26 protein-coding genes and 1 tRNA gene are annotated in these 25,336 nt (G+C 57.0%); 9 read left to right on the forward strand and 18 right to left on the reverse strand.

The annotated features are described in order from the left end of the window. Positions 1-40 precede the first annotated feature (40 nt). From BJP06_RS02155 to BJP06_RS02175, 5 genes are read left to right on the forward strand one after another with little or no spacing between them, the layout of a single operon-like run. Positions 41-1,348: a DEAD/DEAH box helicase gene (locus BJP06_RS02155; protein WP_070477214.1), complete on the forward strand. Its 1,308-nt coding sequence runs from the start codon at positions 41-43 to the stop codon at positions 1,346-1,348. 3 nt (positions 1,349-1,351) lie between these two features. After that, the gene (locus tag BJP06_RS02160) at positions 1,352-2,746 is read left to right on the forward strand and encodes a hemolysin family protein (protein ID WP_071572635.1); all 1,395 of its coding nucleotides are present in this window, start codon (positions 1,352-1,354) and stop codon (positions 2,744-2,746) included. After that, the gene (locus BJP06_RS02165) at positions 2,743-3,795 is read left to right on the forward strand and encodes a hemolysin family protein (protein WP_071572636.1); all 1,053 of its coding nucleotides are present in this window, start codon (positions 2,743-2,745) and stop codon (positions 3,793-3,795) included. The genes BJP06_RS02160 and BJP06_RS02165 overlap by 4 nt, the downstream gene beginning before the upstream one ends. Further along, on the forward strand, positions 3,792-4,658 hold the full coding sequence (locus BJP06_RS02170; protein WP_071572637.1) for a 3-methyladenine DNA glycosylase: 867 nt from the start codon (positions 3,792-3,794) through the stop codon (positions 4,656-4,658). The genes BJP06_RS02165 and BJP06_RS02170 overlap by 4 nt, the downstream gene beginning before the upstream one ends. 51 nt (positions 4,659-4,709) lie before the next feature. Beyond that, positions 4,710-6,101 (forward strand): hypothetical protein, encoded by a 1,392-nt coding sequence (locus tag BJP06_RS02175; protein ID WP_071572638.1) that lies wholly within the window; start codon positions 4,710-4,712, stop codon positions 6,099-6,101. Positions 6,102-6,185: 84 nt separating this feature from the next. On the opposite strand, the gene BJP06_RS02180 is transcribed toward BJP06_RS02175, so the two are convergent. The 5 genes from BJP06_RS02180 to secA2 all read right to left on the reverse strand — a co-directional run bounded on the left by BJP06_RS02180 (position 6,186) and on the right by secA2 (position 11,096). After that, positions 6,186-6,761 carry a MerR family transcriptional regulator gene (locus BJP06_RS02180; protein WP_070362489.1) on the reverse strand — a complete coding sequence of 192 codons (576 nt, stop codon included), beginning with the start codon at positions 6,759-6,761 and terminating at the stop codon, positions 6,186-6,188. Positions 6,762-6,885: 124 nt separating this feature from the next. Next, positions 6,886-7,488: a bifunctional nuclease domain-containing protein gene (locus tag BJP06_RS02185; RefSeq protein ID WP_177224249.1), complete on the reverse strand. Its 603-nt coding sequence runs from the start codon at positions 7,486-7,488 to the stop codon at positions 6,886-6,888. Next, positions 7,463-8,206 carry a MerR family transcriptional regulator gene (locus BJP06_RS02190; protein WP_369822173.1) on the reverse strand — a complete coding sequence of 248 codons (744 nt, stop codon included), beginning with the start codon at positions 8,204-8,206 and terminating at the stop codon, positions 7,463-7,465. Before BJP06_RS02190 ends, BJP06_RS02185 begins: the two co-directional genes overlap by 26 nt. A 49-nt stretch (positions 8,207-8,255) precedes the next feature. Next, entirely contained in the window at positions 8,256-8,687 is a 432-nt protein-coding gene (gene odhI / locus BJP06_RS02195) for an oxoglutarate dehydrogenase inhibitor Odhl (RefSeq protein WP_070362492.1), read from the reverse strand. Between the two features lie 117 nt (positions 8,688-8,804). Next, the gene (gene secA2 / locus BJP06_RS02200; RefSeq protein WP_071572641.1) at positions 8,805-11,096 is read right to left on the reverse strand and encodes an accessory Sec system translocase SecA2; all 2,292 of its coding nucleotides are present in this window, start codon (positions 11,094-11,096) and stop codon (positions 8,805-8,807) included. 158 nt (positions 11,097-11,254) lie between these two features. On the opposite strand from secA2, the gene BJP06_RS02205 reads away from it, so the two are divergent. From BJP06_RS02205 to BJP06_RS02215, 3 genes are all read left to right on the forward strand, one after another. Beyond that, positions 11,255-12,427 carry an alpha/beta fold hydrolase gene (locus BJP06_RS02205; protein WP_070362494.1) on the forward strand — a complete coding sequence of 391 codons (1,173 nt, stop codon included), beginning with the start codon at positions 11,255-11,257 and terminating at the stop codon, positions 12,425-12,427. A gap of 1 nt (position 12,428) precedes the next feature. Then, positions 12,429-12,794: a YchJ family protein gene (locus BJP06_RS02210; protein ID WP_070477164.1), complete on the forward strand. Its 366-nt coding sequence runs from the start codon at positions 12,429-12,431 to the stop codon at positions 12,792-12,794. Between the two features lie 74 nt (positions 12,795-12,868). Next, positions 12,869-12,942: transfer RNA gene (locus BJP06_RS02215), tRNA-Pro, on the forward strand. Positions 12,943-13,011: 69 nt separating this feature from the next. Here the strand turns inward: BJP06_RS02215 and BJP06_RS02220 are convergent. The 3 genes from BJP06_RS02220 to BJP06_RS02230 are packed head-to-tail and all read right to left on the reverse strand — an operon-like array spanning position 13,012 to position 15,532. Then, a complete protein-coding gene (locus BJP06_RS02220) occupies positions 13,012-13,548 on the reverse strand; it encodes a gamma carbonic anhydrase family protein (RefSeq protein WP_070977082.1) in 537 nt (178 codons plus the stop codon). Positions 13,549-13,589: 41 nt separating this feature from the next. Beyond that, on the reverse strand, positions 13,590-14,537 hold the full coding sequence (locus BJP06_RS02225; RefSeq protein WP_176754856.1) for a diacylglycerol kinase family protein: 948 nt from the start codon (positions 14,535-14,537) through the stop codon (positions 13,590-13,592). Further along, a complete protein-coding gene (locus tag BJP06_RS02230) occupies positions 14,534-15,532 on the reverse strand; it encodes a PHB depolymerase family esterase (protein WP_083433157.1) in 999 nt (332 codons plus the stop codon). The genes BJP06_RS02225 and BJP06_RS02230 overlap by 4 nt, the downstream gene beginning before the upstream one ends. A gap of 44 nt (positions 15,533-15,576) precedes the next feature. On the opposite strand from BJP06_RS02230, the gene BJP06_RS02235 reads away from it, so the two are divergent. Beyond that, entirely contained in the window at positions 15,577-16,350 is a 774-nt protein-coding gene (locus BJP06_RS02235) for a class I SAM-dependent methyltransferase (RefSeq protein WP_070362497.1), read from the forward strand. A 2-nt stretch (positions 16,351-16,352) separates the two neighbouring features. Here the strand turns inward: BJP06_RS02235 and der are convergent, their stop codons facing one another. From der to BJP06_RS02285, 10 genes are all read right to left on the reverse strand, one after another. Then, complete coding sequence (der, locus tag BJP06_RS02240; RefSeq protein ID WP_071572642.1) at positions 16,353-17,846, reverse strand: ribosome biogenesis GTPase Der; 1,494 nt, start codon at positions 17,844-17,846, stop codon at positions 16,353-16,355. Then, positions 17,843-18,535 (reverse strand): (d)CMP kinase, encoded by a 693-nt coding sequence (cmk, locus tag BJP06_RS02245; RefSeq protein ID WP_071572682.1) that lies wholly within the window; start codon positions 18,533-18,535, stop codon positions 17,843-17,845. Before cmk ends, der begins: the two co-directional genes overlap by 4 nt. A gap of 12 nt (positions 18,536-18,547) precedes the next feature. Then, positions 18,548-19,474 carry a pseudouridine synthase gene (locus BJP06_RS02250; protein WP_070362499.1) on the reverse strand — a complete coding sequence of 309 codons (927 nt, stop codon included), beginning with the start codon at positions 19,472-19,474 and terminating at the stop codon, positions 18,548-18,550. A 62-nt stretch (positions 19,475-19,536) separates the two neighbouring features. Continuing rightward, entirely contained in the window at positions 19,537-20,091 is a 555-nt protein-coding gene (scpB, locus tag BJP06_RS02255) for an SMC-Scp complex subunit ScpB (protein WP_070362500.1), read from the reverse strand. Positions 20,092-20,108: 17 nt separating this feature from the next. Next, positions 20,109-20,927, reverse strand: a complete 819-nt coding sequence (locus BJP06_RS02260; RefSeq protein WP_071572643.1) for a ScpA family protein — start codon at positions 20,925-20,927, stop codon at positions 20,109-20,111. A gap of 11 nt (positions 20,928-20,938) precedes the next feature. Beyond that, positions 20,939-21,811: a ParA family protein gene (locus BJP06_RS02265; RefSeq protein ID WP_070362502.1), complete on the reverse strand. Its 873-nt coding sequence runs from the start codon at positions 21,809-21,811 to the stop codon at positions 20,939-20,941. Positions 21,812-21,878: 67 nt separating this feature from the next. Continuing rightward, positions 21,879-22,913, reverse strand: coding sequence for a hypothetical protein (locus BJP06_RS02270; protein ID WP_143110514.1), 1,035 nt, complete (start codon positions 22,911-22,913; stop codon positions 21,879-21,881). Positions 22,914-22,963: 50 nt separating this feature from the next. Then, positions 22,964-23,881 carry a site-specific tyrosine recombinase XerD gene (xerD, locus tag BJP06_RS02275; protein WP_070362504.1) on the reverse strand — a complete coding sequence of 306 codons (918 nt, stop codon included), beginning with the start codon at positions 23,879-23,881 and terminating at the stop codon, positions 22,964-22,966. Continuing rightward, positions 23,882-24,529, reverse strand: coding sequence for an NUDIX hydrolase (locus BJP06_RS02280; RefSeq protein WP_070362505.1), 648 nt, complete (start codon positions 24,527-24,529; stop codon positions 23,882-23,884). After that, the gene (locus BJP06_RS02285) at positions 24,526-25,332 is read right to left on the reverse strand and encodes a copper transporter (RefSeq protein WP_071572645.1); all 807 of its coding nucleotides are present in this window, start codon (positions 25,330-25,332) and stop codon (positions 24,526-24,528) included. Before BJP06_RS02285 ends, BJP06_RS02280 begins: the two co-directional genes overlap by 4 nt. Between the last annotated feature and the right edge of the window lie 4 nt (positions 25,333-25,336).

Genomic DNA, 25,336 nt, shown 5'->3' on the forward strand with positions numbered 1-25,336 from the left:
CGATAGCACCTGACCGCAAAAAGGCACTAGGGTGTTTGCAATGAAAAGTTTTGCCGATCTCGGCCTTCCCCACCCCCTGGTGCGCGCGCTCAACGCAGAAGGAATTACTCGGCCGTTTCCAATTCAGGAAGCGGCTATTCCTGATGCCCTAGCAGGCAGAGACGTGCTTGGGCGTGGTCCGACCGGCTCCGGCAAGACTTTTACGTTTGGTTTGCCGATGTTGGCGCGTCTGAGTGGTGCGCCAAGTCAGCCTGGACGGCCCCGTGGACTTGTGCTCGCACCGACGCGTGAATTGGCAAGCCAGATTCAACAGCGATTGAACAGCCCCGCGAGCGCACAAGGCCTTCGCGTGCTGGATGTAGTTGGTGGCGTCAATATCAATACGCAGATCCGCGCTTTGGCGGCACCAGTCGACCTCTTGGTGGCGACACCGGGCCGTGCAGAGGATCTATTGCAGCGTGGCGTCCTCGATTTTCGGGCTCTGGAGATCGTCACGCTTGATGAAGCCGACCAGATGGCCGACATGGGCTTCATGCCTCAGGTCATCAAGCTTGTCGACCGAGCGCCAAAGGATTCCCAGAAGTTACTGTTTTCTGCAACGCTCGATGGCGATGTACAGAGAATCGTTGACAGGTACATGCATAATCCGGTTACGCACTCCACAGCTCCAGCGAAGTCAGCTGTAAAGACCATGAAACACTTCGTCCTGTTGTGTGGCAGCCGCGAGTCGCGCAATGCTCGAGTGCTGGAAATCGCCGCACGCGAAGGCAAGACGATCATGTTTATGCGCACGAAGCATGGTGTGGACAGGCAGGTGAAGAAGCTTCGTCGCGCCGGAGTTCACGCGCAGGGAATTCACGGTGACAAAGGTCAAGGTGCTCGAACTCGCGCACTAGAGGGGTTCGCTGATGGTTCAACTCCAGTCTTAGTTGCGACGGACATCGCAGCACGCGGAATCGACGTTTCGGGAGTCTCACTCGTTGTCCACATCGACCCGCCTGCAGAACACAAGGCATACTTGCACCGCGCGGGGCGTACAGCGCGTGCGGGCACTGAGGGCAACGTTGTTACGTTGGTCATGGATGAACAGCGTAAGGAGGTTCGCTCGCTTCTAAACAAAGCTGGAGTGCGAGCGACCGAAGTCCGGGCGCAGGAGCTCACACCTGAGGTCGTTGAGATCACCGGAGCTCGGCAGCCGTCTGGGAAGCCCCTGCCACCGCCTGGTGGCCAGCCACCACATCAGCGAAAGAACCACAACGCAACCAGGCGTTCGAAACGCCCCAGTGCGAATGCTCAACGACGACGGTCGACGGGAAGGAGCGGTAGGCGTCGGACGCCTCGGTCATAGTCGATGGATATAGTCATTTCAATCTTTGCTCTTTTGGGCTTCATCTTGTTGACGGCCTCAACGGGCCTGTTCGTTGCAATCGAGTTTGCAATGACAGGACTCGAGCGCTCAACTATCGATGAGCACGTCCGGGAGGTCGGCGACCGCACGGCGAAAGCCGTCGCTCGAGACCACGCGAACCTTTCGTTCGTGTTGTCAGGCGCGCAACTCGGTATTACCGTGACGACGCTCGCAGCTGGCTTCCTCGCCGAGCCGGTGTTGGGCAAGTTCTTCACTCCCCTGCTTGAGCTCGTTGGTCTGAGTGAAGCGGCCTCAACGACAGTAGCGCTGATCCTTGCATTGGCGATTGCGACATTGCTCTCGATGGTTTTTGGCGAACTTGTTCCAAAGAACATGGCGATTACGGATCCGCTGAAGACTGCGCGGGTCGTGGTACCTCCTGTGAATGCGTTTAATACCGCAGCTGGTTGGTTTATTAAGTGGCTCAATTCTTCGGCGAACTGGGTTGTGCGAAAACTCGGGATTGAGCCAGCAGATGAGCTAGCCTCCGCTCGTTCTGGCCAAGAGCTGGGTGCGGTGGTCCGAAACTCGATGGAGTCTGGAGACCTTGACGCAGATACCGCAGCGGTGATCGACAGATCGCTGCAGTTCGGAGAGACCACCGCCGAAGCCGTGATGACGCCACGTTCAACCATTAATGCGCTTGACGCCGAGGACACCGTAGCGGATTTGATAGCGTTTGCCCGTGAGACAGGCCATTCGCGCTTCCCCGTCCGTCGCGGTGACTTGGACGACACAATAGGCGTGGTCCACATCAAAGACGCCTTTTCTGTAGATAAGAAGCAGCGTGCAACCACCAAGCTGTCAACGCTGGCCAAGCCAGTTCCGTTTATCCCCGGGACGCTTGACGGCGATGCGGTGCTCAACCGGGTTCGCTCCGCGGGCTCACAGGTAGTGCTGGTTGCGGATGAGTTCGGCGGAACGCAAGGTCTGGTCACGATTGAGGACGTGGTCGAGGAGATCCTCGGTGAGGTGTACGACGAGTACGACGACCGCGAATCCGAGCGGGACTTTTTGCACGTCGGAACGTCGTGGGAGATTTCTGGTTTGGTGCGGCTCGATGAACTGCAGGAGGAGCTCGGTTATGTTGCACCCGAGGGGCCTTACGAAACTCTTGGAGGACTGATTATGTCAGCACTTGGACATATCCCAACAGTTGGCGACAAAGTAGTGCTCCCCTCCGGTACAGCTGATTTCCAGGAACAGTTTGAAACAGGCAGCGCTGGCCACTGGCTCGCAAGGGTTTCCACAATGGATGATCGCAGGATCGACAGGGCAATTTTGAATCCGATTTCTCCAGAGGAAGCAATCGAGTTTCAGAGGAGGTCAGCACAGTGAATATTTGGGTAGCATTCCTTCTCATTTTGGTCCTGCTGACGCTCAACGCGTTCTTCGTTGCGTCCGAGTTCGCACTCGTGTCCTCCAGGCGCGATCGATTGGAGTCAATGCAGGCACAAGGCAAGACAAATGTTACTGGCGTGCTGTACGCGACGGAACACCTCTCGATTTACCTCGCAGGTGCCCAACTGGGCATCACCATCGCGTCGCTCGTGCTCGGTAAGGTCGCTGAGCCTGCGGTTGCACACTATGTTGAAGTTCCGTTTCTCGCGATGGGGTTGCCGGGTGAGTGGCTGCATCCTGTTTCCTTCGTGATTGCGCTGGCGTTCATCTCCTTCTTGCATATTTTGTTCGGCGAGATGGTGCCGAAGAACATTGCGATTGCCGGACCAGAGTCAACTGCTGTTTGGCTTACCCCCGCTATGACGCTTTGGATGAAGGCCACGGGGCCGTTTATTCGCTTCTTGAACTGGGTAGCGCGTAAGACGCTGGCTCTGTTTGGTATTGAACAGCGCGATGAGCTTTCATCCACTGTGGACCAGAAACAGCTGGCGAACATGATTCGTGAATCACGCGAAGAGGGTCTTCTTGACGCTGAGGAAACAGCTCGCCTTTCAAAGGCGCTGCGCTCTGAGTCGAGGAACCTCAAAGAGGTAATGATCCCGCTCGATCGTCTGACAACCATCCCCTTTTACCCTGAGGGCGTCGCGCTTTCGATAATCGAGCAAGCTGTACGTGAAACCGGATATTCGCGCTTCCCCGTTGCTAGGCCTTCCGGCATTCTCGTTGGATATATTCACGTGAAGGACATTTTGGACCTGATGGAGTCCGATGAGGATGATCCACTGGTACCGGTGAGCCGCATCCGCCCATTGATGGTGATTGATGGCTCTGAGTCGCTGGATAGTGCGCTGACGTCGCTGCACCGTCGCTCTGCACACATGGCTCAGGTCCGCGATCAAGGTCGCCTCGTTGGCGTACTTGCTCTTGAGGACGTCATTGAGGAGTACGTGGGCACGGTCGCAGACTGGACCCACGAGAATTCATGATTCGCACGTTCCTGGAGTCAGCCGAATACGAGGCTCGAATCGCGTCGCATGAGGAACGTGCGGCCGGATTCGTCGAGCCACACCTAGCTCGCCGTCGTCGCGCACAGAAGCACCCGGTGTGGGACTTCCTGTTCGACTACTACAGTTTCCGCCCCACACACCTTAAGAAGTGGCATCCTGGCGCAAATACAGTGCTTCTCGACGCCTCTACGCTTCCTCAAGCCTCATGGCGCAACTACCAAGTTGTAGACAGCAGACACGTGTGTGCAGACATCGCGTCGTTTCTTGCGCACCGTGAACAAGACGTTCGGGAAATTGACGAACTACTTCGCGCGACAGCCTCTCGTTCGGCGCACTTTGACTGCTTCGGTTTGCATGAATGGGCAATGTTGTATCGCGAGGAACACCCTCGCCATGATCTTCCGCTTCGTCTCGGAGCAGACGGCACGAACTCAGTGGTTGAATCTCATCAGCTTCGATGCAGCCACTTCGACGCGTTTCGTTTCTTTACTCCCCCAGCTCGCCCCCTCAACGTTGTGGCGTTGCGGAGGGAAGACCAGGTATCGAGGGAACAACCAGGCTGTGTGCACGCCACCATGGATCTGTTTAAGTGGGCTTTGAAACTTGGCCCATTGGTCCCTGGCGAGCTTCTCCTTGACTGTTTCGAATTGGCCAAGGACGCGCGTCGCCTCGATATGGAGGCATCCCCGTACGACTGCCGGGAACTCGGCTTCGACATCGTTCCTGTGGAGACTAACGAGGGAAAAGCCATGTATGTGCAGCGCCAACGAGCGCTCAGCGCACGTGGAGAAGAATTACGCTCCCGGCTCGTCGCTCTCCTCGACGTAGTTCTAGGGCGATAGACTGTGTGACAACGCTAGACGGGTTGTACACGAAGTAAGGACGGTATTGGCATGGGCCGACATTCTGATGGCAAGAGTAACTATCGCTTGTCCGGTGGAGCGATCCTGGTCATTCTGGTCGCGTTCGCTGTGATCTTGAGTGCCATTTTGATGATGAAGCTGAAGCCAGAACAGTCCGATGATGCTTCTGAAGCACAGTGCGTGTCTGGAGAACTCTCACTGCCAGTAGCGTCTACGGAACGATCGGTCGGTGAAGCGATCGTAGCTGCGTACAACGAGTCGCACCGTGTTGTGCGGGACTACTGTGTGCAGGCAGAGCTCGTCGATAAGGTCGAGGACGCAGCTATCCTTCTCGCTCCGGAAACCGCGAACCCAGACGCCGTACTTAGGAACGCAAAACGCTCGGCGGCGGTACCTGACCCACAGATTGTTTACGCAGCACCTCTCGGCGTGGAGGGGCAAACTTCTACTGATCCAGCGGCACTTAAGCTGGAGTCAGTGCGATTTGTGTTGCCTGAACGCTCGGATGCCTCTGTTGCTGTTGCGTCATTGCTTGCCAAAGGTGAGGCAGGCGCCGTAGATGTCCTACAACAGCAGGCAGTGGAAGATATAGAGCCAATACAAGATGAACAGAGTCTATACGCAGCAGCTATTGAGCAAGCATCCGGTAACCGGGTTTTCACATCACTAGATGCAGTTTTGAACTACGTCGGTATCCCGCTGAACAGTACTGATAACGTCGATGAGAATAAGTCTCGCGCCGGGCAGGACCTCATGAAGTACGCGGCGTCAACGTTGAAAACTGATAGCAAATCACAGGTGGTTGATGTCCCTGATCAGGTTTGGTCCCAGGTGGCAGAAATTCCGGTCGATGAAACAGAAAAGGAACAGAAAGAAGTTGGTTCCGAGAACCAACAGCAAGCTCTGGACACGTTATTCCTGTACGATACGTCAGATGCGATGCAGCCTTTCAAGCCAGCAGTCGACACCGCGATACGCGATGCTGCATACCGTGTCACCGAATCTGGCCATCAAGTAGCGCTTTGGAACTACTCTTCCCCACTGAACCCTGGTGTAACGAAGGGTTGGCGCAGCAACATTGCTATGACCAGTGATGCCGAGGACGTCGCATACACCGCCAGCTTGCTTGGCACCGGCGGTGCTCCGCAGACTCGGGAAGCGCTCTTCGCTGCCGCCGATGCCATGCGTGAGCTCGATCGCGATATTCGCATCGTGTTGATTACCACCGGCACCGCCGATGATGATGGTTCACCACAGGCGGCAGCAGCACTGCAGGACCGGCTCGGTGAGCGAATCAAGCTTGACGTCGTTCGTGTAGGCGATAGCCCTGCAGATACGGCTGTGACAGATGTCGCATCCGTGGTGAAAGAGGCTCCATCCGCTGAGCAGGTCAGTGCCGCTCTGACCGCCGTTGTGGACTAACCACTTGCGCTAGACCCACAGCAGTACGAAAGGCTGCAGCCCCGCCGGGGAGTAAACGGCGGGGCTGCAGCCTTTCAGAACTCTCTAGGAAGACTTACGACGGCGACGATCTGCGAGTTCATCGAACCCGGCAGGCTGAGGGTCATTGAGTTCGGGATTGATGGTTTCTGCTGGGAAGTCAGCAATTGTGCCAGTCAGATCCTTCATAATCTGCGGGACCGCGATACCAAAGACACCCTGGCCGCCGCCGAGAAGGTCAATGACCTCCTCGTTGCTGCGGCACTCGTACACCGTTGCGCCATCAGAGACCAACGTGATCTCGGCGATGTCATTCACACCCCGGTTACGGAGCTTATCCACGGCTAGGCGAATGTTTTGCAGTGAGATCCCGGTATCCAAGAGACCTTTCACGATTTTCAGAACCAGAATGTCCTTGAAGGAGTAGAGGCGCTGGGAGCCGGAGCCCTTTGCGCCACGGATTGAAGGCTTCACCAAGTCAGTGCGCGCCCAGTAATCGAGCTGGCGGTACGTGATGCCTGCTACCTGGCATGCAATCGGAACTCGGTACCCCACTTCGTCAGAAGGCCCGATATCAAACAGCGTTTCCTGAACAGGCCCTTCCACTGCGGAAAGTTCAAGCTCTTGTTGCAGATCGCTCATTTTCCATACTCCCGTTTTCTATTGTCTCGGCTAACAGTATTTGTACTGATAGCTTAGGCATTTGACTCTATCAGCTCGGGCCGACACGCCGAAGTCTCAACCTTTACTTTACATTGAGGGAGGTTTAGTTGGCAGCCCCGTCTCCATCTTCATCATCGGAAGTAAAAAGATCATCCGCGCCAAGGCTCTTCATCAGCTGCTCAAAATCGCGGTCTGCTTCTGGGTCACCGCTTGCGGAAACACTTCCGTCTTCAGCGTCCCCTTCGACAACGGGAAGATCAAGGTCAAAGATACCTTTCGCATCTGCCGCGGAAATCCGTATGCCGGCTTGCCGCAAAACCTGAGGGTCAACCTCGAGAGCAATATCCCCTGTCCAAGCCAAAAGCAGCGCGTCGGAGATGCTCGTGTCTACTTTGCTGCCAGTACTCAGCAACACCTCGGCATGAAACACGCCTTCGTAATAGCTCGCAATGCGCACGGCCTGCACTTGAGCGCCGAGATCCTTTAACGTTTCCAAATACGTTTCGTAAATACTCGGGTTCAGGGGGCCTACATCATCAATGAGCGCGGCCAGTTTGCCTCCAGAAAATGGCGAAAGCCAAATTGGCAGGAATAGATTCTGCTCTGGTGTGTGCAGCAACGCGCACAGAAAGTGTTCCGGGCCGACCGGGTAGACCCCGAGCAAATTCAGCGACCGCATCTCAGCGCCCGGAATTTCGCAGCTCATTCTTGAGCAGCGAAGCATGCAGTGATACGACCAGGGCAGAAAGCTGCTGTCCAAGTTCTTCCGCCTGCTGTGCTGAATTTTCCTTACCGGACTTCGCAACGGGTTCCGTTACTTGAGAGATGAGATCAGCCTGGCGACGAGCCATAGTCCGCAGCGTCTTGAGGTGGCGAGAATCCAAACCGAATTCCGCTAGAGCCATGGCTGCAGTAACCACGCGAACGTCGTCGGCGGTGAAATGACCAGCCACATCAGGACCGATCAATCCATCACGCACAAACTCGTCGACAAGTTCTTGGTCTGCTTGAGCCTGCTCGGCAACGTCAAGGTCGCTCAAGTGCGTCGAAGTTGGTGCGCGGAAGCTATCTGGAGAAACTAGTGGATCAGCTTCGCTCGCGCTCATGATCGCGGTAACCTGACCGGAATCCATGGCCTCGAGCTGCTCGCGGATCACCTTTAATGGAAGGTAATTGTCTCGCTGGGTAACCAAGATGTAGCGAAGTCGCTCGACATCATCACTTGTAAAGCGCCGGTATCCGGACGCAGTGCGTTGTGGAGTGATCAGGCCTTCGGACTCAAGAAAGCGAATCTTCGACACAGTCACATCGGGGAACTCTTCCCGCAACTGTTTCAGGACAACACCAATGGACATGGTCTTTGTCCCTGACGGGGCGACGGTGGCTCCCATTTGCTCTGTAGCAGCTCGACGTATTGCACTCACGGTGATGATTAATCTCTTCTAATGGGCAGGGGCAGACAAACGGACAATACTATTTTTCGTCGGCGATAAAGACCAGGCGGAATTTACCAATCTGAATCTCATCCCCGGAGGAGAGAACCTGCGAGTCCTTTGGCTCTCGGTTCACATAAGTGCCGTTCAGTGATCCCACGTCAACGACTTCGAAAGAGTCACCGTCGCGGCGGAACTCAGCGTGACGGCGGGACACCGTGACGTCATCAAGGAAAATGTCGGCCTCAGGATGGCGACCTGCGGTGGTTGCGTCCTGGTCTAGTAGGAACCTTGCACCAGCGTTCGGTCCGCGCTTCACCACGAGCAACGCAACACCATCCGGCAAATTCTCCGTGCTGGTGACGTTATCGTTGGCTGCAGCAGCGCCGTTCTCCATCTCCTTCAAAAGGTCAGCGCGAAAGACGGAGGTCGTTTCGACCTGGACGATGTCTGCATCTTTGTTTTCGGCCATTCCAAACTCCTGACGGTGTTTTTGAAAGTCAATAAATTCTAAATCGCAATATTACCCAATTGTGGGTCAACGTGCTGTTGCGGTTCTAGTGTAACGCTCTGAACCTCAACATGAGGATTAACGGAAAATACTTCCAATCCCGGAGATCACCGAGTTCCCCGAACCCGCCAACGGATTATCCGACACCATGTAGGTCCACGTCGCACTCGGACGCTTCCAACCAGCATCTTCGAGGTGTGCTCCATCGTTATCAATCATAACTTTCCTGAAAGTATCGACGGCCTGATCTACGGCACGATTCGCTAGTTCTTTAAATTCACGAATGGCGATTCGATGGTATTCGTCGATTGGCGTTTCACGGGCGATGGCGCGCAGGTGGATAGATTCGCGAACATCGTCCATGAGCGCGAGATACTCAGACCACTCATGGTCCAGGTGGTAGAGCATTATCTCCCGAGCTGCCTGCCGTAGTTTGTCAGCATCGATGGCATCCAGCTCGGTGGCGCGCTCCGGTGCTCGTTCGCTAAGCTCACGCCACGCCGCGTCGGTATCGAGCAATGACGCTCGCCGCTCATCAAGGATTGTACGGTGATCCGAGATGAGCTTGTTGTATTTCCACGTTTGTGAGTGAATTTCTAGCAGCTGGCCCTCTGTAACGCGCTGGCAGTGGTCAACAAACTGCTGTGCACGCGAGGATTCGATCCGTCCCGACGCGTCGGGATGTACGGTGATGCGCTCATCCTCTCCCCCGGTAACAACAATGTCATCTTCCAGGGAAACAAAGAACAGGCTCAGGCCAGGGTCGCCCTGACGCCCTGCACGTCCGCGCAATTGATTGTCGAGCCGCGCTGTGCGATGGCGTGCTGTACCGATAACGGCGAGACCACCCAGCTTCGCAACCTTGTCGTGATCTCCTTCGTCAGCGCCACCTAGGCGAATATCGGTACCGCGGCCTGCCATTTGTGTAGACACGGTCACCCGCCCTAAATCTCCAGCCTCAGCCACAATGCGTGCTTCCTCAGCGTCATTCTTCGCATTGAGCACGTTCACGCTGATCCCACGCTCGTTCAATGCCTCTGCGAGAGCCTCAGACTCTGCAACGTCATGAGTCCCTACAAGAACAGGTTGACCATTCGTGTGAAGCAGCGCGATCTCTTCGACGATCGCTTGGTTCTTCTCCTCCATCGTTGCGTAGATCCGGTCGGCTTCATCAAATCGCTGCAACGGATTTGCGCGGTCAATAACAGATACGTGCAGGTCGTAAAATGAACGCAGTTGATCGGTGGCTTCTACGGCGGTTCCAGTCATGCCACAGACCGTCGGATAGCGACGCATAAGTGCTTGCAGCGTGATCGAGTCGAGAATTCGGCCCCCCTCGGAGACCTTCAGCCCCTCTTTTGCCTCGACTGCTGCCTGCAATCCGTCAGGCCAACGCTGCAGTTCAGCGACGCGGCCGCGGGAGGCGTCGACAAGTGCCACCTTGCCGTCCTCAACGATGTAGTGCACGTCGCGGATCAGCAGTGCTCGAGCGTGTAATGCAAGGTTGACCCGGACAAGCGTAGTGCCAATGTGTTCATCGGAATAGAGCGAGTCGATGCCGAGCAAATGTTCAACTTTCTTCGCCCCCTCCTCGGTAAGGAAGACATTGCGACCATCGGCATCAGTTTCGTAGTCCTTCTCCTCGTCAAGGTGCGAGACCGCTTCGGTGATCTTGCCTGTGGGCTGCTGCGTACCTTCAGAACCAGCCAGGACGAGCGGGACGAGGGCTTCGTCGACAAGGACGCTATCGGCCTCATCGACAAGAGCGACCTCGGCTGGTAGCTGAACGGTTTGAGAACGGTGCGTGATCTGATTGTCACGAAGGTGATCAAAGCCGATCTCGGTCACCGGGGCATAGACGACGTCGCATCGGTATGCCTCTACGCGCTGTTCACGTGGCGTCGATTCCGTTACAGCGGCAACGCTGAGCCCAAAGAACTCGACAAGCGGCCGCATCCACGTGGCATCGCGCTCAGCGAGATAGTTATTCACGGTGATGAGGTGCACCCGCTTACCAGTGAGCGCAAAACCGGTCGCAGCGATAGCTCCAACGAGCGTTTTGCCCTCGCCGGTGGCCATCTGAATTACATCGCCTTCGAGTAGGCGCAAAACCGCCTGGTTTTGAACGTCGAACGGGGTCATCCCAAGGGTTCGAGTGGCGGCAACCGACAGAATTGCGAGGAAGCGAGGTTTGTCGACGACCTCTCCGTCACGCACGGTGTCACGCACAGCGGCGCTCAGCGCGGCGTCGTCAAGAGCTTCGAACTCGGCGATGAGCTCGTGAGCTTTCGCCACGATCCCCTTCGACTTCTTGTTGTTGCGTTCGGACGTTGCACCCATTGCTTTCCAAAACCAGCCAAATGCAGCCATTCCTCATACGACCTTTCGTCACGGCAAAAGTGGCCTTTTGCCTCTCGCACTACCTGGTCTACATGGTAAGTGCTTCTCACTCGTTCACGTCAATGTACTCTATCCTTGTTCAAGCAAAGACCACCGAATGCGTCCCCGTTCTCAGGAGGAAAGCCCACATGTTATCGCTGAACGTGAAGGTGCCGTCGTCGACGGGCAAGATGATGGCCGGAACGATTGACCGGCCTGACGGGCCGGCGAAAGCCTACGCGATTTTCGCACACTGTTTTGCGGGGTCCAGACATACTCCTGGTGCTTCGCGAATCTCCAAGCGGTTAACAGAGTTCGGCATTGCAACGCTCAGATTTGATTTTCCTGGTCTCGGACAATCCGAGGGTGAATTCGCCGATACTTCGTTCTCACAAAACGTTGACGATATCGTGGCTGCAGCAAAGTGGTTAGCCAAAGAGTTCAAAGCGCCACAGCTCATCATGGGCCACTCGCTCGGGGGCGCTGCAGCACTGAAAGCGGCGACCCATCCCGATCTCAAAAAGACGCTCAAAGCCGTAGCGACAGTCGGTGCGCCGTTCGACCCTGCTCACTCGGTGTTGCACTATGCGGATAAGATTGGTGACGCGGACCGCGACGGCTATGTCCCCGTCATCCTCGGCGGCAGGGAGCTCATCATTTCACGCGACTTCCTTGAGGATCTCGCCGACACGAACCCCGAAGAATACCTGCCGAAACTGCGCAAGCCACTATTGCTGGTCCACTCGCCTATCGATGTGACGGTAGGCATTGATAACGCCCAGTCAATTTTTAGCCTCACCCGCTACCCGAAGTCACTCATGGCGCTGGACAAGGCCGATCATTTATTGACGCGCCAAGGCACCGCACAGCGTGCGGCCGACATTATCGGCTCGTGGGTCATGCAATACATCACCCCCGAATTTGTCCCGGATGCCACCGGCGACTCCAACGCAGTCTCCTACTCCGCCCGCGGGACGAAGTATGGCGACGTAGTTCGCACCTCCAATCGTGCGATCGCAACTGACCGGGCTAAGAATGCTGGCGGCAAGGGCCAGGGCGTGACGTCGACAGGCTTGTACATGTCCGCGTTGGCAGTATCTTGTTCCCAGGCAATTCGTTCCGCCGCGAAAGGACTTGCGCTCAACGACGTGCGCGTGGAGGTCACACATCTCGGCGAGGGGCACTTCACACGTGACATCACGTTATTCGGCGACCTCAGCGACGCCGAGGCCCAGACGCTCATGGAGGCCGGCAAACGCTCAACCGTCGACGGCTACGTTCACAGCGCCTCGGTGCAGACAACCATCGACGTGGTGCGCTGACGTGAAACGCTGCCCATGTGGCCTCGATCGCCCATACCCCCTGTGCTGCGGCGCCCTGCACGCAGGCAAACCTGCTCCCACAGCAGAATCGCTCATGCGGGCACGCTACAGTGCGTTCGTCGTCGGCGATGCGGATTACTTGCTGCGCACCTGGGCTTCGAGCACACGACCGGCATCGTTGGAGCTTCCACCAGGTGGCGAACCATATATTGCGCTGCGAGTTCTCCACTCCGAACAAGGTGGCCCAACGGATACCTACGGAGAGGTCCGCTTCGAGGCCCTTCACCCGAGTGGCACCCAGCGAGAACATTCCCGTTTCATTCGCGAGGGCGGCGCATGGGTGTACCTCAACGGCACTGCCTTCTAACAGCTGGTTTCATAGTTGAAGTAACTGTGCGCTAAACTATCGGAGCTGTTCCGGTATTCGCCGGATGAAGGCAACGGGCTGTGGCGCAGTTTGGTAGCGCACCACACTGGGGGTGTGGGGGTCGCAGGTTCAAATCCTGTCAGTCCGACAACTATCAACAAAAACCCCGCTTGACCAGGCGAAACTCCTGGTTGAGCGGGGTTTTAGTTTTCGTAAGCTACTCAGTTGCGGCGCGTTCTACCGGTACCAACCCACTCGCCGCGCGCTTCCCCAACTCAACATAAAGGGCTGCGTGGCGTTCACGCGCAGCGTAAGTTGACTCCTCAAGCTCACGCTTGACCTGCGCCGGTACGCCTGCAGCGAGTGAGAATTCAGGTATCAGTTGGCCTTCGAGCACCACTGCGCCACCGGCGATGATGCTCCCCTTGCCAATGCGAGCCCCGGACAGCACGGTCGCGTTCATGCCGATTAGGCACCCAGGTTCAATATGGCACCCGTGCACCATAGCAAGGTGGCCAATGGTCACGTCGGCTTCGAGAATGGTCTTCCCGTTCTCATCAACGTGCAGCACTGATCCATCTTGCACGTTGACCCTTTCACCGATTCGAATCGCGCCAACATCACCACGAATCACCACTCCGGGCCAAATATTGGCATCCTCGGCAATTTCGACATCACCGATAATCGTGGCTTCATCGGACACGAATGCAGACGGATGAATCTTCGGGGTTTTACCTTCAAATGAGTAGATCATGTCGCCATTATGCCGAAACCCTATTGGCCCTGCAGCGGAATCTATCGCATCAGCACCAACGCTTGTGGGATCACCCGGATAGTGGCTGCTTCGATCGACCCGATAGTGTCGCCATCAACTTCGAATACTTCGGGGGCAGCGAAAGAAACGCTTATCGTGTGTCCTTTGAAATAGTCCATCTGCGGAGCTGGGATACCCTGCCACCCGCCACCGAGGAGTGCACGCAGAGTGTTAAACACGATGCGTAGGCCAATCAGCAACCATCCGATAAGTCCACGCGGAGACATCGCCACGACATCAATTTCGCCATCGTCGGGGAGCGCATCGGGGAACAGCGGGATTTTATTCACCAAGTCACCGCAGTTGCCGAAAATCATGGTGTGCAAGCGACGCCTGTTCGAGGGATGGTCGTCGACGGTTACGGTAGCCTCCACACTGTTACCACCGCCCAGCGATCGTGCGATCCCGCCGATGTATGCCAGCGGACCTATGCGTCGCTTTAATTCCTCCCTGGTACGTTCAACCATCTGCGCATCAAGGCCCACTCCAGCCATGACTGTGAACCCATAAGTCTCCTGCGAGCCGTCGCGCCGAGTAACTGTGGCTTCGCAAAGGTCCACAGCGTGCTCTTCTCCAGTAAACGCACGGCGTATCGCGCTCTCAGGATCCAATGGCAAGCCAAGGTTTCGCGCAAGTAGATTACCGGTACCAACTGGGATAATCCCCATCTTGATGCCGGTGTCTGCTAGGACGTGAGCGATGCGGCGGACAGTACCGTCACCTCCCGCGACGAGTACCACGTCCACGTCCTCGGTGAGTGCAGTCGCGAAGCCAGCAAGTGCCGTGTCCTCTTTTGTCGTGGGTACCCAGCAAATTTCGCGGCGAGGGTCAGCGTAGAGTTCGACAAAGCGCTCCAAAACCGCAGCGCGAATCTTCGTCGGGTTATACACCACCACAGCGGTGCGATGAAACAACTTTTCCGAAGTCACTTTTGCATCCCTATTCCGAAGAATTCCAGTACTGCTTCACTGGCAAAACCGATCGGCAAATTCGATGCCGGCGAAGTACCAGGCCCAAGCCATTCGTGCTTGCCGCCATCCACTTTGTAATGCACAAGCCCCGCATCGCAGCCGACCCATTCAGCTTTTGCTACACCGGGCAATGCTTCTGACCACTCTGGTTTCGGCGCCTCCTCGCCAGTGGCTTTGCAGTGGTTGCGTCGGGCTTCTCGCTCAACGTCTTGATACGCACCAGCGTAGTGCGTCTTGTGCCGGGTTCCTCCGCTGTAGTCAATGACGCTGTCAGCGGTCCCGTGAATGTCGATGCGTTTGACGGGGATCGCCGAGCACCCCTCAAGCACCGCGTCATAGACGGCGGCTGACACAGTCGCCACTGCGGTGTAATCCTGTGGTCGCTGGCAGCTCAGGAACTCCGCGAACCCTCCTCCATTTGAAAAGCCTGCGGCGAATGTACGAGCAGGTTGGGTGTGAAACTCTTGTTGTAGCTGCGCCCGCACGGCGTCAGCGAATGCCAGGTCCTGACGTGCATTCGTATTTGCATACGGTGCCGGCGCCCACGCCTTGTTCACACCTTGCAAGTACGCCACAACCGCGTCCGCGTTGTTAAAGCCCGTCGTGCGCTGCATCGACGCAGCTGTGCTCGTGTAACCGTGGAATACGAGTATGAGTGGCAAACCTTCTCGCTGCTGTGCACCCTTTGGTAGCGAGAGTATGTACTCGCGCTGCAGTCCCCCAGCCGGGATCGTCCGTGACTCGACTGATGCAGAGCTCCACGGTTCGACTTCCGCAACCGTGTCAGGCCGACTACCGTTTTCCACTGTACGCAGGGGATTCGGCAGCGCATCGGCTGCCTCCGGCTCCTCGTTGTCTCCACTACAGCCAGCCATGACTGCGCAGCCAAGCAGCACAGCGAGCAGCACCGTACGCAACGACCAGCGCCGGTTCATCGTGTTGGAAATGTTCACTCGCGGATTCTCCTGACAGTCACAGGTTGTTAGGTTAGTTGATTATGAAGCCAAGCGGAAAGCACCAACCACTGTTTCACAGCAGTGAGCACCGGCTGAATTCGTCACGCGCGTTCACAGTCGGCGCAGACACTTATGATGCGGTCAGACCGTCATATCCGGACTCAGTAGTTGAGCTACTTGCCGGTCGCGGAGTCGTCCGCACTGTCTTAGATGTTGGTTCCGGTACCGGAATTTTTGCTGCACAACTGCACGCCGCCGGGCACCGAGTTGCTTGCTGTGAACCTTCACCAGACATGGCGAATACACTGCGCGCCCGACACCCAGAGCTTCCAGTATGGCGCGCAACCGCCGAGTGCACCGCATCAGCACCCAAGCTTTTCGACGCCATCACCTTCGCCCAAGCGTGGCACTGGGTCGACCCACACCTCGCTAGCGCAGAAGCTGCCCGAATCAGCAAAGATGACGGCGAACTTCTCTTATGCTGGAACACCCTCGAGGTGGAGCATCCGTGGGTACTACGTCTGGCAAAGATTATGCACTCTGGCGATGTGCTTACCAAAGGCTTCTACCCCACTGTCTTCGAGCCTTGGCACCTCAAGCGGGAACTACGAACAACGTGGATTCAACCGATCCGGACGGATCAGCTATTCACGCTCATGGCGACCCGTTCCTATTGGCTTCGCGCAAACCAGCGCACTCGGGACAAAATGACGAACAACCTCACCTGGTACCTGCATGAGCGCCTCGGATTCGATCCTGGCCAACTTATACCACTGCCGTACAGGACCGACGCGTTCCTGTACGGCCGTAGATAATGCTACTTACGACGCCGCGGGTTACGTTCACGCACACGAACTGCGATCCGAATCGGCGTGCCGTGGTAGCCGAACTGCTCACGGAACTTTCGCTCCAAGTAGCGGCGGTAGCTGCCGTCTAGGAACCCCGTGGTAAACAGGACGATTGTCGGTGGGCGCGTGCCAACCATGGTGGCAAACAAGACCTTCGGCAACCGGTTGTTCTTCATCGGCGGTGGGTTTGCGGCAATCGCATCGCGCAGCCAGTTGTTCAGCTGTCCCGTGGTGATTCGACGATCCCAGTTCTCAAGTGCTTCCTCCATCGCCGGCTCAAGGCGGTGCAGCCCGCGCCCAGTGTCTGCCGAGATATTGAGTTTCGTCACCCACGGGAGGTGCCCGACCATCTCATCAAACTCGCGGTCGAAGTAGTAACGACGGTCCTCATCCATCAAGTCCCACTTGTTGAAGCAAATGACCATCGCCTTGCCTGCTTCAAGCACCATGGAGATCACTCGCTGGTCCTGCTCAGAAATCTCCTGGGAGGCGTCGATAAGCACGACGCACACCTCCGCTGCCTCGATGGTGCCTCGGGTACGAAGGCTGGCGTAGTACTCGTGCCCCTGCGCATTCTTGACTTTCTTCCGCAGCCCGGCAGTATCGATGAACTTCCACAGTTTGCCGTCGAGCTGGATCAGTTCATCAACAGGGTCAACAGTGGTACCTGCAACGTTGTCGACTACGGCGCGCTTCGATTTGGAAAGCTTGTTCAGCAAACTCGACTTGCCCACATTTGGGCGTCCAACCAGCGCAACTGCGCGTGGGCCATCTGTGATGGAGTCCTTCGCGCGCGGCTCATCCGGAAACAGTCGCAGAATCTCGTCGAGTACATCCGCGCCGCCGCGACCGTGCAATGCTGAGACTGGCCACGGGTCCCCGAGGCCGAGCGCGTACAGCTCAGCAACGTCGCCCCATTGCGACTCGGACTCAAACTTGTTCGCGACCAAAATGACTGGAACTTCGGAACGCTGCAGATTGCGAGCCATCGCCTCATCTGGCATCGTGATGCCGGTGTGGGAATCGACCACAAAAACGATGACGTCTGCAGTTTCCATAGCAGCTTCCGACTGGTGCGCGATAGCCGCGTTGATGCCTTTCGCGTCTGGGTCCCAGCCACCAGTGTCTTGCACCCAGAAACGTCGCCCTCCCCAGTCAGTAATGTAACTGATCCGGTCGCGAGTCACACCAGGGTGGTCTTCGACCACGGCTTCACGACGCCCAATAAATCGATTTACCAGTGTGGACTTGCCCACGTTTGGGCGTCCAACGATGGCCACCGTCGGTAGGGCCTCTTCGATGTAGTCAGGATTGAAGATGCCGAACGCTTCCTCAACGGCTGCCCACTCTTCCTCGGTGTACTCCTCAGCGGAGTTGAGATCTCCGAAGTCCGCCTCACCGAAATCCGCATCGTTGAAGTCAGCTTCATTGAAATCCTGTGGAAAGGAATCTCCTGTGGTCATTTGCTGCTCCTTTCAATCACGTCGACGAGGGCCGCCAGCACCTGTTCAGGAGCCATCTCAGAGGTGTCTACGATCAATGCGTCATCAGCTGGCTTCAGTGGGCTGGTCTCACGGGAGGAGTCAAGGGCATCACGACGTTCCACGTCTGCTAGCACCTTTTCAAACTCTACTTTGCGGCCTGCTGCTGTGTCCTGGTCGAACCGGCGCTGTGCACGCACCTGGGCTGACGCCGTCATGTACACCTTGGCCGGTGCATCTGGCAAAACTACGGTGCCAATGTCCCTGCCCTCAACGATGGCGCGATGCGCCTCAGAGGCGAGGCGACGCTGCAGGGCCACCAAATTTTCACGGACCTCTGGGATCGCGGCAACAGCAGAAACTGCACTGGTAACTTCCGCCCCTCGGATCACGTTGGAGACGTCCCGGCCGCCCAAAATAACAGCCTTGTCATCGGGGTCGTCGGAAACCTCCATCGGCAGATCAGCAGTAGCAGCGATGACTGCACTAGTGTCTTCCGGATCCACGCCGGCGTCCAACACCGCCAACGTCGCAACTCGATACATCGCGCCCGTGTCGATGTACTTTGCGTCAAGCTTCTTGGCTAACGCTCGGCAGATTGTCGACTTGCCAGTACCCGACGGCCCATCCACTGCGAGCAGCAGACCATTATCTGGCTGGTTACTCAACATCGTTTCCTCCATTTACATCCCCACCGCCTTGAACAGTGATGCCAACTCAGATGAGTTAAGTGCGCGCATCGATCCTGGCTTCATATCGCCGAGCTGCACCGTGTGCACTTTCGTTCGCACCAGACGCTGTACCGGGTAACCAGCTGCTTTCAGCATCCGACGGACAATGTGCTTGCGGCCTTCGTGTAGTTCGACGCGAACAATCGACTGACCATTGTGCACATCGACGATCTGCACGTAGTCTGCCTTCGCCACACCATCATCGAGCTCAATACCGTCGCGCAACTGCTTAGCATCAGCGGATTTAAACTCGCCGAGTACCGTGGCCAAGTACGTTTTTCGAACTTCGTAGCGCGGGTGCATGAGGCGGTTTGCAAGCTCGCCGTCGTTGGTAAGCAGCAAGAGCCCTTCAGTGTCGGCGTCGAGACGCCCGACATGGAACAGACGCTGACCTGCAGCGACTCTCTCAGCAACAAAGTCACCAACAGAGGCGCGATCATGCTCATCTTGCATGGTTGTGTGTACTCCGCGCGGCTTATTAAACGCGAAATACTCCAAGTCCTCATTTACATTGATGCGTGCACCGTCAACTCGAATCACGTCGACGTTCGGATTCACACGGGTGCCCTGGACGGTAACGATCTTCCCGTTGACCTCAACGCGCCCCTGATCAATCATAATCTCAGAGTGCCGTCGCGACGCGACGCCTGCTTGTGCGAGCACTTTTTGCAGACGGATCCCGTCGGTGTTCTTCTTGCGCTGCTTTGTTTCTTCGTCGTCCCACCAGTTGTCATCGAGTGGGTTCGGAGCCTCATTGGCAGCCTTGGCGCGCTTGTCACGCTTGACATGTTGTTTACGTGCCGGTTTCGCATACGAAGGATAGAACGGCTCGTTCTTTCCTTGTTCCGGTATGCCATCTCGGCGAGCGGGAGGATTCATCTTGAGTCCTTTTCTCTTTGCGAGTTATACAGTTCTTCGAACGACCGCAAGTGTAGCAGCCTTTACCATGCTTCCTCGATATCGTCGATCTCAGGCAACAATGGCGCCAGGTTCGGCAGTCGCTCAAGTGAATCTATGCCCAGCAACTCAAGAAAGAGCTCGGTAGTGACGTAGCGGTGCGCGCCGGTCGACTCGTCTGGATCAACCTCGGCAATGAGCCCTCGCAGCGTCAGCGTTTTCATCACACCATCAACGTTGACGCCGCGTACTCCGGAAACCTGCGTGCGTGTCACCGGCTGGCGATATGCAACCACCGCAAGTGTCTCCATTGCCGCGCGGCTCAGCTTCGTCTGTGCACCATCAAGCAGAAATGCCTCCACGGCGTCTGCGTATTCTGGTCGCGTGTACAGTCGCCACCCCTCAGCTGTCCGCCGAACGTCGATCCCGCTGCCGCGCAGTTCGCATTCCTCGGACCAGTCCTCGAGCTGCTTCTCGACGTCTCCCAGCTCCGCCCCCAGTGCCGACGCTAATGCATCTACCGTGACTGGATTGTCCGCGACCAGCAAAATCGATTCGATACGTGCGCGAAGCTGCGAAACCATTTGGGGAGCATTCATGGTCTGGCATTCTATCGCTATTCCCAGTTGCTTGACGCAACCACAGCAGGATCAACGTTGATTCCTGTCCAGGAAACCTCCAGGCTACCGAGGGCTTCTGGCTGCTCGGTCTCCACCGCGCGAGCCTTGTACAACTCCAACAACGCCAAGAAGCGCCCCACGAGTTCCATGGAGGAACTACAGTCCTTCGTGAGCACCTCAAATGCGACCCACTGCTCCGCACCAAGGAGATGCAGCGCGCTCAGCAGCTTCCCGGCCTGCTCGGGCACCGAAACGCTGACCGCGTGCAAGTGGTCCGTCCGCACTTCCTCCGGTGGGCGGGGCCGAAACACAGCAGCGGCCAACTCCGCAAAGGAATCAAGCGTGTGCCCCAGCTGCACAGGTGGAAGCAACGCAGCGAATCGGTCTTCGATTGAGACCGCACGCGGGTACCTCCGCTTCGCGTTGTGTTGCCAGGCCACGAACTCGTCAGCGACCTGCTGATACGCACGGTACTGGAGGAGACGCGCAAAGAGCAGGTCCCGAGCCTCCAGGAGCTCAAGATCTTCAATCTCTGTGTCTCCGTCGCGCGGAAGTAACCGCGCAGTCTTCAAATCCAGCAGTGTGGAAGCCACAAGAAGAAATTCAGTGACTTCGTCAAGTTGCGCTGCTGCACCCAGCGCACGCGTGTATGCAATAAACTCGTCGGTCACCTCGGCTAGTGCAACTTCGGTCACGTCCAGCTTCTTGGAGTGGATGAGGTGCAGGAGCAGATCAAACGGCCCCTCAAAGTTCTGGAGGGCCAACGTAAAACCGGTGATCTCGGGCTGGACTCCCTCGGTGGCGTCCTCAGACACGGTGCAACAAACTACTTATCAATGCGCTCGAGCAGCTCAAGCGCCAACTGCCGGTACTGCTCTGCGCCTTGGGAGTGCGGCGCCCAAGTAATGATCGGTTCACCGGCAACCGAGGTCTCCGGGAATCGAACCGTTCGGGTAATCACCGTGTCAAAAACTCGCTCGCCGAATACCTCAACGACTCGATCCATCACTTCTCGCGCGTGTGTAGTGCGGCGGTCGAACATCGTGACCAGGATGCCTACGATGTCAAGATCGAAATTGATGCGGTCTCGCACCTTTTCCACTGTGTCAGTCAACAACGCAAGACCACGGAGCGAAAAGTACTCGCACTCCATCGGAATCATCACGCCCGCCGAGCACGCCAGCGCATTGACGGTCAACAGGCCGAGCGAAGGGCCACAGTCGATGATGATGATGTCGTATTCATTTCGTACAGGGCGGAGCGCACGGGCCAATGTGTGTTCACGACCGACTTCATTGACCAGCTGAATCTCCGCAGCAGAAAGGTCAATGTTCGCGGGGACAAGGTCCAGCCCCGGCATATTCGAGTGCCGAATGGCCGCGTGGATCGACGCAGTGTTGTCAAAAAGCAAGTCATACACGGTGACTTGCTCTTCATCATGGGACACTCCAAGACCGGCTGAGAGCGCACCCTGCGGGTCGAGGTCAACAAGCAGCACCTTGCGCCCTTGCTCTGCGAGACATGCACCCAGGTTGATTGTCGACGTCGTTTTGCCGACGCCACCCTTCTGATTCACCATCGATAGGATGGTCGCCGGGCCGTGGTGCTCGAGCGGTTCAGGCTGAGGGAACTCGCGGAATGGACGTCCCGTGAGAAACTTCTTTTCTTCAGCAGCGTCAAACAATGCGTTGCCTGCCATTGTCATCCCTTCCGTCCAATGCGCGTCACGTGTAAGCCCTTGACGCAATCATCTTACAATGCCATACCTAGTTATGTGCCTGTCGCCTCTTTCGAATCAGGAACACGATGAGCAGCAAGGCCACCAGTGCCGCAATTCCTGCGATGCCCAGGGCAAGAAGGCCGTCATTCGCCCTCGATTCGTCAAGTGTTTCCGCTTGACTGTCGCCTCCCTGGGTATTTCCATCCTTTGGTGCAGCAGTCGGAGCGTTCTTTGACGTTATCACCGCGATGAACTCCGCCGCCGATCCATCCCGGACAACCTCCATGATGAAGGGGTTATCCGGCGTCTGTCCCTCCGGGTACGTTAATGTCAGCGTGCGCGACGCTACGTCCACGTCACGCTTCACGCCTTCAATGATATTGCCGTCCACGTCTACATAACGAAGTGTGGCGCCTTCCCTATCGGTCTTAGCGTACTTCATCAGCTGTCCGGCCTTACTCAGAGGCACCTTCACCACAATGCTGTTGTCCTCGATGACGCCCTCGAACTCCAAGCGCTTCGCGTTCGTGGTATCCACCTCCTTGGCTGGGACACGGTGGGCCTGTGACGCAGCGGGCGCGTCGTGCACACGTTGATCTGAGTCTGAACCAGTCTCGGATCCGTGTCCTTCCCTGTTTGAGTCATCAACGCTATCGCCATGTGGCTTGCCAGCACCATCATCGTTTCCAGGCTCCGCAGCGCTCTCAGGTGGAGCATCAACGGTCTCACCACCGCCCACTGCGACGAGATTCACGGTCGCCGAGTATCCCCCAGCGGAGACCGGAACGCTCACCGTTGCACCTGGAGTATCAGGAGCAGTCACGGACACAGAAGTGCCAGATGATACAACGGTCCAGCCACCCGAACTGTAATTGAGGCTCAGCGGAACACCGGTGTCGACAGTCGTAGTCTGCCCGGCCTGCACGTGGATCTCGGAAGGGATGGCCTGCTGGATCGCGGCAGGATCAAGCCCCTCCGGCAACTGCGCATACGCGTTCATATCAACTCCCGAGGTGCTCAGCCCGAGAGCGCATGTAGCAGCAGCGACAGTTGCGAGAACGTGGGGTCGTCGAAAAGCCATGTGGCAAGAATCCTTCCGGTCGTGCATCAGAACATGTCAACCCTACATACCTATGCACGAGGGTGCGTAGCGTGCCAGACTTCCCGAAGGCTTTCCGCAGTAACGTGTGTGTAAATTTGGGTAGTCGTCACAGATGCGTGCCCAAGCAGTTCTTGCACTACTCGTACATCGGCGCCGCCGTCGAGCATGTGTGTTGCAAAAGAATGCCGCAACGTGTGAGGAGATACATGCTTGGTGATCCCGGCTCGCTCAGCGGCCCGTCTGATGACCGTCCAAGCACTTTGCCGAGACAAGCTGCCGCCGCGTGCGTTCAGAAATAGCGAATGAGAGCGCCCTTTGGCCAGCGCTGGGCGTCCGCGCACCAGATATTTTTCGACGGCCTCCTTCGCCATCGACCCCACCGGCACGATGCGCTGCTTATTGCCCTTGCCTGTCAATGTCAGTACCGCGTGCTGTTCGCCTTCGAGCGCCATGAAGTCATCGACGTAGAGCGCCAGTACTTCCGACACACGCGCCCCCGTGGCGTAGAGCAACTCCAGTAACGCTTTGTCTCGTAACCCAATCGGCTCCTCCGTGGGGCACGAGTCCAGCATCTTGCCGACCTCTTCGATACTTAGCGTATCGGGCAGCTTCTTACCAGGCGAAGGTGGAGCTACTTGGGCTGATTCATCACCTGCAAGTACGCCCTCAAGCACCCCAAACTTGTGTAGTCCGCGGGCAACCACAAGTGCGCGCGCAGCCGAAGATGCCGCCAACGGCGCAGCCCCATCAACTCCACGCCGTAGGTCCGCCAGGTACGCCTCGATGTCTGCAGCGGTCACCTCAGACAAGTTGGCTTTGCCGTTGGCATGCAGCCACGAGGCATACCGTCTAAGATCCCGACGATAGTTGCTCAATGTGTTTGCTGAAAGACCTCGTTCAACTGCAAGGTGCTCGAGCCAACGCCTAACAAGCTCATTGACGTCCAACTAGATCCTCTTCATATCGGGCGTGACGCCTTGCGCTGTGCGTCGCTCTGCTAGCGATCTTGGCCGCAGGTCAAAGGGCTCGGTTACATCACGCGGCTCTACCTCGCCTTCTAGCACTCGCGCCGCTGCCATCACTCCGGCAATCGCAATCGAGTTCACGATGTCACCGCGAAACACCATCGATTGTGCCTCTTCAATTGGCACCCATTCCAGCACCATATCGGCTTCTTCGAACTCGGCTTCACCACGAGGGGCCTCACGGAGATCCGAAGCCAGGTACACACGCACCGCTTCTTCTGCGAAACCCGGGGACGTCACCAGATCCAGCAACAATGCCCACTTCTCAGCAGCCAAACCAGCTTCCTCGGCCAACTCACGCTGGGCGCACACAAGCGCGTCTTCCTCGCTGACGTCGAGAAGTCCAGCAGGAAGTTCCCACAACCGGCGCCGAACGCTGTGCCGGTACTGGCGGACCATCGCAATCCTTCGTTTGGAATCGACGGCCACCACTGCAACCGCACCGAAGTGCTCTACGATCTCGCGTGCCGCGGAAGCGCCCCCCGGCATCGAAACAATATCTTTGCGCACCGCGATAATCGGTGCATCCAGCAGCAGCTCCGACTGTTGAACTTCAAACTCGTGCATCATTCGACCGCCAATTCTTCCGCAAGCGAAAGCACCGCCGACACCCTGCCTGCTTCTGTATCAACAAACCCACCGTCTTCATCTGGCGCCGCATACACTGCCGCAGCTAAGTCATTGAGCTCCGCGGTCATGTCTGTCAACAGTTGTGTCCCGAAAGAACGCTCCCCGCCGGTATCACCGGCGCCGATCACAACAATCGCATCAGCAGGCGCTGAAACATCTGTGTCGTCTATGAAACCGCCTCCATGCAGCGCCTCTATAACGAAATTACGATCAGATTCCGGAGCCACCGGTTCACCAGTCGCTGGATCCTTGAGCAGAACGCTCCCCAGCGACTGGCCAGCATGTGTGCCAGGCGCGCGTCGATCAACGGAAAGCTGCGCTCCTGCCGGCAGGGTGTTCGCGATGATCGTACTCAATGCATCAGCCGACTCCTGCTGGGTAAACTTCTCGCCCAACGTAATCTGGCCCGCTTCTGATGCCCCTGCGGTGCGAAGCAGCCACGTTACAGCATCGACATCTTCCGCTGACGCATCGTGCGTGCGAAGCACCATCACTGACTTACCATCCAGCGTGTGCGCAACAAGCTCGGCCGAATGCTGAGCTATCACTGCATCGGAAAACTCAAATTTTGTCCCCTGCGAGGCGTCAGCCGACTGTTGCGACTCGCCTAACTGCGACGACGTTGAAAAATCAAGCGTGCCCATTGCTGGCGCAATCACCAGCATTCCTGCTGCGACACCAAGTGCAATGCCCCAGCCCAGACCTGCTGCAACATAACCTGCCGAACTACTTCCTGAAGACATCAAA

Origin of the sequence: Corynebacterium sp. NML120713, assembly GCF_001875735.1 — a bacterium.
Lineage (GTDB): Bacteria > Actinomycetota > Actinomycetes > Mycobacteriales > Mycobacteriaceae > Corynebacterium > Corynebacterium pseudogenitalium.